The sequence below is a fragment of the Pseudanabaena biceps PCC 7429 genome (genome assembly GCF_000332215.1).
Taxonomy (GTDB): Bacteria; Cyanobacteriota; Cyanobacteriia; order Pseudanabaenales; family Pseudanabaenaceae; genus Pseudanabaena; species Pseudanabaena biceps.
In genome coordinates, this window is record NZ_ALWB01000274.1 from 1 (window position 1) to 7,057 (window position 7,057).

At 44.8% G+C, this 7,057-nt stretch carries 5 protein-coding genes and 1 tRNA gene; 2 read left to right on the forward strand and 4 right to left on the reverse strand.

Annotated elements, in window-relative coordinates; genetic code table 11:
- Positions 1–219 precede the first annotated feature (219 nt).
- Positions 220–375, forward strand: a complete 156-nt coding sequence (locus PSE7429_RS26675) for a hypothetical protein (RefSeq protein ID WP_009629275.1) — start codon at positions 220–222, stop codon at positions 373–375.
- Between the two features lie 63 nt (positions 376–438).
- Here PSE7429_RS26675 and PSE7429_RS20535 read toward each other — a convergent pair whose 3' ends face one another.
- The 3 genes from PSE7429_RS20535 to PSE7429_RS20545 form a co-directional block, all read right to left on the reverse strand.
- Positions 439–1,893, reverse strand: a complete 1,455-nt coding sequence (locus tag PSE7429_RS20535; protein WP_009629276.1) for a TldD/PmbA family protein — start codon at positions 1,891–1,893, stop codon at positions 439–441.
- Between the two features lie 135 nt (positions 1,894–2,028).
- A tRNA-Gly gene (locus tag PSE7429_RS20540) sits at positions 2,029–2,100 on the reverse strand.
- 263 nt (positions 2,101–2,363) lie between these two features.
- A complete protein-coding gene (locus tag PSE7429_RS20545) occupies positions 2,364–2,852 on the reverse strand; it encodes a flavin reductase family protein (protein WP_009629277.1) in 489 nt (162 codons plus the stop codon).
- Between the two features lie 862 nt (positions 2,853–3,714).
- On the opposite strand from PSE7429_RS20545, the gene gcvH reads away from it, so the two are divergent.
- Complete coding sequence (gene gcvH, locus PSE7429_RS20550; RefSeq protein WP_009629278.1) at positions 3,715–4,101, forward strand: glycine cleavage system protein GcvH; 387 nt, start codon at positions 3,715–3,717, stop codon at positions 4,099–4,101.
- Between the two features lie 129 nt (positions 4,102–4,230).
- Here gcvH and PSE7429_RS20555 read toward each other — a convergent pair whose 3' ends face one another.
- The gene (locus tag PSE7429_RS20555) at positions 4,231–6,963 is read right to left on the reverse strand and encodes an ATP-binding protein (protein WP_233424405.1); all 2,733 of its coding nucleotides are present in this window, start codon (positions 6,961–6,963) and stop codon (positions 4,231–4,233) included.
- Between the last annotated feature and the right edge of the window lie 94 nt (positions 6,964–7,057).

Consider the following 7,057-nt stretch of genomic DNA (forward strand, 5'->3'; position numbering starts at 1 on the left):
GTTGCGGCGCGAAGCGCCGCAACTCTCTATTGGGTGTGATGTCCTGACTTAAGTGAATATAGCTATATTTAGCGTCGTAAATTTCTCTGAGACATTGCAATAAGCACAATTTTCGTTACATTTATTTAAGAAAATATCAGTAACATATGCTACCGTTTTGATAATTATATGTTATGATTGGCATATGTAAATAATATGTAATTTATAAGGATATTAGTGATGAATGTAGTTCAAAGAAAAGCTGAAGCTGCCGCTAACCACAAAGCAAATCTCTCTGCTTCGGTTAAACGTCGTATGGAAGTTGCTCGCGCTAATAATGATGCTGGATTGCTAAATATCCTCGAACAAGAAATGAAGCAACTAGGCTTAAGTTAAAAAAGTTAAAAAATCAAAAAAATCAAAAAGAGACATTTTATGTCTCTTTTTGATTTTTTTGATTTAGGACGCGCCGCCAAAAACTTCTATGTTCTCAAATAGGCAGGTGGGTGAAGCATGACCGACTCGAATGACTTGGTTTGGTTCTCCTTTCCCACAAAAAGGAGAGCCATAGGCTTCAACGGTATCGCGATCGCCTACTTTAGCGAGACTGCGCCAAAATTGGTTGGTAACACCCCGATAGTTGGGATTGCGTAGGGTTTTGGTAAGTTTGCCATTTTCGATTAGTTGGGCGTATTCACAGCCAAACTGGAACTTATTACGATAATCATCGATTGACCAAGATCGATTCGATTGCATGTATACGCCCCGTTCAATATTGCTAATTATCGCCTCAAAGGAATGTTCGCCAGCTTCTAGATTGATATTTGCCATGCGATCGATCGCAGGACGATTCCATGAGGTAGCTCTTGCATTAGCAACTCCCTTGATCCCCGATCGCAATTGACTTTCAGAGCTCCCTAAGCCACGGAGGAGCTTTCCCTCTTTGATTAAATATTCCTTGGTCGCAGATATTCCCACATCATCAAAGGCATAGCTGGCAAATTCTCCAGCCATAGTCGGGTCAAAGGATACATTCATTATTGAAGATCCGTACTGCATCTTGCCAAAGTCTTCTAGTTTGACAAAGCTTCCGCCTGCATAGTTGCGCTCATCGCCTAGGATCCGATCTATTTCTAAAGGATGACCAATGCTCTCATGAATTTGCAACAACATTTGGTCGGGAGCGAGGACTAGGGATGTGGTTTCAGTGGGACATTCGATCGCGGAGAGGAGTTCAATTGCCTGTTCGCCAATGATTCTTGCTCTTTGTAAAAGGGTGTCTCGATCAAATACCTCGATCCCGATTTGATTGCATCGAGCAAGTTGTCCTTTGTCTCCCCGTCTTTGAATAATTGCCCCCTCTTGAGCGGTTGCCGCATAGTCAGTGGCAATAACGAGAAGTTTTTGATAAATATCCGAGCCATTGCTACTTACAAATTTGCTTTCGACCTCAGTAATTATGGCATAGGCACTAGTTTTCACAATTTGATCGGAGACCTTTAAGGTGTCGCAGATCTCGATGAGGAGTGCGTTGAGTTCTTTCGCATCGATCGCCTCCGATGGTTTGACAAATGGGGAAAAATATTGTCCGATCGCTTTTGGTCTTTGGGCGATCGTAAAGCGATGCACAGCCCATTTTGCCGCAGTTTTGGCGCGATCGTAGGCTTTCCGAGCCATGCGCTGAATATTGGCAAGTTCGAGATTGTTGGTACTGGCATAGCCAAACTGCCCGTCCACTAATACTTCAATCATTACGCCGTGGGATTGACTGCGCCCATTAGACTGGGGCTTGCGATCGCGCATATAACGAGTCGTATTAATTTCTCTAACTTCACGCAAGCCAATCCATTCCGCAGATGGTAGCTCGATGTGAGATAGGGCAACTTTGACATCAAACTTAAGATTAGGCTGCATGGATCTAATTTCTCGATTATTCTCTCTAAAAAGCTATTCTCTTTAACAATGATGACCACTAAAAAATGACCACTAAAAAATGACCACTAAAAACAAAGAAGCAGAGGCTTGCTATACAAACCTCTGCTTCCAGTAAGCGGGTGATGGGATTCGAACCCACGACATTCTCCTTGGCAAGGAGATGCTCTACCACTGAGCCACACCCGCGTTTTGTGCGCCTTTGCGTTTAGCGCTTTATTAATATGCCAAACATTGCCAACAATGTCAACTACTTTTTGAAAATTTCTTCGATCTTTACAACGCAAAGCTCAAAGTCCCAGAGATGAATGGCGGCACTTCACGCCGCCATTCATCTCTTTTGGGGATTTATGCCAATTCACGAAAGTGTGACAACACTTTTGTGAATTAAAAACTAAACATAGTAAGGGTTTTTAAGTTAAGAAATGGCTACGCCATTTCTTAACTTGGTATTAGTACTTGAAGCCATTTTTACGAGTATGGATGGCAGGCTCACCTTCACTAAGCCGCTCGCCTGCGGTGATGGTTGCCAGAATGACATTGTGATCTCCAGCATCAAGGCTACCTGTCACTGTCGCATCAAGATAGGCGATCGCATCAGTTAGATAGGGTTGTCCACTAGGAGCTATTGCTGTCTCAATCCCCTCAAAGGGATCGACATCTGGTGCAAAGCCCTTGGCAAAATGTCCAATAATTTTACCTTGTCCTTTTTCCGCGATATTGACAACCAGCGGACTGCCAACGGTCAAGAAAGATTCAATGGGTCTGCCTTTAGAAACAATAATTGTTACCGAAGGAGGCGCAAACCCAGCTTGTTGAACCCATGAAGCCAGCATGGTTGCCGTTTTGCCATTTTGTTGAGAGGTGACAATAAACAAACCACTGGGAATTGCCCCGATCGCTGCTCCAAGTTGTTCGTCTTGAGGAATGGTAATGGTCATTTTTTAAGTTAAATATTTAATAAATTGTTGAAAACTTGTTTTAGCTTAGCCTATAGCAACGTAATGCCAGTTCGGGTTAAGCTGGCAAATTTAAAAGCCCAAAAGTAAAAGCCTTGCTATGCAAGGCTTTTACTTTTGGGCTTTTAAAATTTGCCAGCTTAACCCGAACTGACGTTAATCATTGCTCTAAATCATTACTCTATAAGTACTTGTGCAAAATAAATTACGGAAACCTGTAAAGTTGCGCCCCTGCGGGGCGCAACTTTACAGGTTTGAATCTGTAATTAATTATGCCTAGCTACTTAGTACTGGAGTAATGAAAGTTTTGCTTAGAACATAAACCCCAAAAGATAAGCGGCGGCGCTTTGTGCCGCCACTTATCTTTTGGGGTTTATGTTTTTCTAAATATAGCGATCAGCTACAGTCACTTGACTTAGGAAAATCAAACCCCAAGAACTGACTGGCGGCGCTTCGCGCCGCCAGTCAACTTAAACTTGGCAACAGCTATACAGCGCTTTGCGCTCAAATCCAGACCAATAAACTTTTTGAAAGTGTTGCAAAGCAGCACTTTCAAAAAGTTTATTGTGGTTCTTTTGCTCGAAAATAGCTTTAAGAAACCATTTAAGAATTGGATAGATCCCCCCAGCCCCCCTTAAAAAGGGGGGAGAATTAAATTCTTCCCCCTTTTTAAGGGGGATTGAGGGGGATCTCTTAGAGTTTTTGACCGCAGGAAGTAATTCTTAAATGGTTTCTAAGACGGTACAAGTGCCGTCTTATTTCTTTGTTGAGGTGTGTTTCACTATTTTGTCTACAATAGAAACTCAGAAACAAAGAATTCAGAAATAAAGCAAAAAGTATCAAAATGTTTGAATATCCTGAAGACCTAAAATATACTAACTCCCACGAATATATTCGCGTTGAGAATGATGTTGTCACCGTAGGAATCACCGCTTTTGCGATCGCCCAGCTCGGTGATATTGTGTTTCTCGATCTGCCAGAGGTAGGCACAAAAGTCGAAAAAGGACAAACTTTCGGTACGATTGAATCGGTCAAAGCGGTGGAAGATCTCTATTCGCCTGTGACGGGAACTGTGATTGAATCTAATACAGCGCTATTGGACGAGCCAGAAAATATTACCGAAGATCCCTATGGGGCCTCGTGGTTTTTAAAGGTAAATATTGAAGATGGATCTGAACTAGAGGGCACGATGTCAGCTAGTGAATATCGCACACAGGTGGAAGGTAACTAGGGAAGGCTTGGCTTTGGATTTGAGTGCAAAGGGCTGTAATTATAACCAGTAATGTTAGAGAGAGTTGCAGCGCTTCGCGCCGCAACTCTCTATCTTGATTGGCTGCTATACTTACAGCTCTTGATGACGCTAAATGCTCAATCGTGGGGGTAGCTCCACCGTAAAGGTAGAACCTTGATTCACGACGCTCTCAACATAGATCGCTCCACCCATCAGAATGACCAATTGCTCCGTAATGGCTAGTCCTAAACCAGTGCCGCCATGCTTGCGGGTAGAGGATTGATCGACTTGCCGAAATTGTTCAAAAATCGTACGTTGAAACTCTGGCTCAATGCCAATACCTGTATCCCTCACCGAGATGAGAATATTTGATTTCGCAAAGGGAGAAGATGGAATTTCCTCTGATAAATTATTAGTCTCTACAGGCATTTCTTTAATTTCTTTGATTTCTTTGATTTCTTTGATTTCTTTAGATGCAATTTCGGGCATAGACGCGGAATTATTGGCATACTTCAGTTCCACAACTACTTCACCGCAATCGGTAAACTTAATCGCATTAGAAACTAAATTGGTAATCACCTGTTTAATGCGAATGGAATCGTGAAAGATCGCACAAGTACCGATCTCATTTTTAAAAATGAAGTTAAGAGATTTGACAGTAGCTAAGGGTTGTAGACTTTCACAGGTATGATGAATGAGTTCGTCCAAGTTAAATAGCTCTGGATGGGATTCCATTTTCCCTGCTTCGATTTTGGATAGGTCGAGAATGTCATTTATCAAATCCAACAAATTTTTACCATTACGGAGAATCCGCTCTACCATATCGATTTGGCTAGAGGAAAGGACATCGCGCCGCTGACGTAACAGCACCTGCGAGAAGCCAATAATTGCATTCATCGGGGTTCGCAGTTCGTGGCTCATATTGGCGAGGAACTGGCTCTTGAGCTGGGTTGCCTCCAGCAATTGAGCGTTTTGGGCTTCAATTTGGTTGATTAGTTGTGCGTTACCGATCGCGATCGCCGCCTGTACGCCAAAGGATGCTAAGAGGTTGAGATCCTCGCGAGAACTTGCCCGTTCTAAATGAAAATGCCCGATCGCTAATACGCCCAAACGACCAGAGCGGCTGGACTCGATGGGCACACACAAAGCGCTTTTTACGGGTAAAGATTCGACTAGGTGCGATTCCCCCGCCTTGACTTCTATGGGAATTCCCTCCTTAAAAACTTGGGCAATGAGATTCTGGGCCTTTAAATCAAAGGATTCTTGCAGGGGGAAATCGTCGGGCAAGCCTTTCACTGCCGATAGGGTCAATTTTTGCTCCTTGGGATTATAGAGGGCAATTACGCAGATCTCCGCCCACATAATCGCGTCACAGGTAGCTTCCACCACCGATTCCAATAGAATATCGAGATCCTGTAACTGTTGATTGATCAAGTTGGTGAGTCGCTGCAAAATACTCATCCGTTTCTGCTGCTCGATCATGATTTTGTTGGTCTCTTGCATCACCTTATCGCGATAGCGCTGCTCGGTGACATCCCGCAAAATCATCACACTTCCGATCAGTTCCGATTCAGTTCCCACCAATGGGGCTGCCTTGGTACTGAGAATGATTTCATTGCCTTCAGGGGGACGCAAAACCACTTGATCTTCTACTACCTCCCCTGTAGACATGGCCCGAAAGACGACTAGGTTAGCGAGGTCTACAGGCTCCCCATCCTGATGTCTAATATCAAACTGCTTGACAATCTCTTCCATCGACTTGGCAATTACGGGCGAAGCGGGAACGCCATTGGGAGAACTTAAAGCATTAAAGCTGAGGATCTTCCGTCCTGCGGAGTTGATTTTGAGAATCCTTCCCGCAGGATCACTGAGCAATACGCCATCGGCAAGCTGCTCAAATACGGTAGTTAGTTCTTCTCGCTGGCGGGCGATCATCTCAATACTTTGCGCGTTACTGATCGCGGTGGCGAGGCGGCGACCGATGGATTGCAGGATATTTCGACCGCGATCGGATAGGGGGGTAAGACTGCCTAAAAACAGCACGCCAACGAGGCTACTCCGCAGCATGAGCGGGTAGGCTGACAAACTTTGGGGTAACAGGTCGCCTACGGGAGTGCGGTAAACAAGGGTTTGTCCTTTGAGTCGATCGCCTTCCCAGATAATCGCTTCTTCTAACTGTCCCGCTTGACCGATAATTCCTTCGCCTAGGGTAATTTCGGTGAGCGCTTGGCTGGTTTTATATCCCCATTCCGCCGCCAGTACTAGGCATCCATCGGGGCGAGCGCTGGAGGTTTCCCAAAGGTAGATACTGCCGAGTTGCGCCCCCGTAAGTTTGCAAATTTCTTCGAGGCTGGACTTGATGAGTTTGTATTGATCGGTGGTATTAACTAAAACGCGATCGAGGGATTGCAGGGCAAATTGGATATCGCGTGCTTCTAGGGTGGCGGTTTTGGTTTCCAGATGCGTAGCCATGCGGTTAAATACCTTGGCAAATTCGCCAATTTCATCGGCGCGATTTAATTGCGATCGCGCTGATAGATTGCCCGTTGATAGTTCTTCGGCGGCTTCGGCAAGTTCGAGGAGGGGTGGCTGGATGCTGCGAATGATCGAAATGGCAACGAATAACCCCGAACCTAGTCCCGTCGAAAGCACGACGATCGCCAACCATGTTGTAAATGCTTCTAATTCGGGCGTGCCTTGCTGGATATGCAGCAGCAGGATCAAGGCGGCGGTGGCTAGCAGGGAAATGCTAGTGGTCAGCCCAAAAATTAAGCGATTGACTAAACTTTCACGGCGGGGGAGGTTGGCATTGGTCATGGGGCTACTGTTAAGTTTGGTGAAGCTGTTCTTATTGATGAACATACTGCTAAGTTAGCCTATCAGCAACAAAATATAAAACCCCAAAACCTGTAGCGCACGCGCAGCGTGCGCTACAGGTTTTGATTCTGGGTTTTAA